This is a genomic window from Clostridioides sp. ZZV15-6597, assembly GCF_020657815.1.
Taxonomy (GTDB): Bacteria; Bacillota; Clostridia; order Peptostreptococcales; family Peptostreptococcaceae; genus Clostridioides.
The window spans coordinates 1-233 of the sequence record NZ_JAGWCT010000294.1 but is presented as its reverse complement, the minus strand read 5'-3'; the positions used below and the strand labels follow the sequence as shown (position 1 = coordinate 233).

General features: G+C 32.6%; 1 pseudogene. It reads right to left on the bottom strand.

The annotated features are described in order from the left end of the window. Positions 1 to 233: pseudogene (locus tag KGF52_RS21280) on the bottom strand (NADH peroxidase); the annotation flags it as partial.

The window sequence follows — 233 nt, the reverse complement described above, 5'->3', positions numbered from 1 at the left end:
TTTCCAAAATATCTATTTAATAATCCTAAGAATGCTTTACCATGTCTAGCTTCATCTTTACACATTTCATGTACTGTGTCATGTATAGCATCTAATCCTAATTCTTTAGCTCTCTTAGCTAATTTTAATTTTCCATCAGTTGCACCATATTCAGCGTCAACTCTAACTCTTAAGTTTTCTTTTGTATCTGCAACTACAACTTCTCCAAGAAGTTCTGCAAATTTAGCAGCATG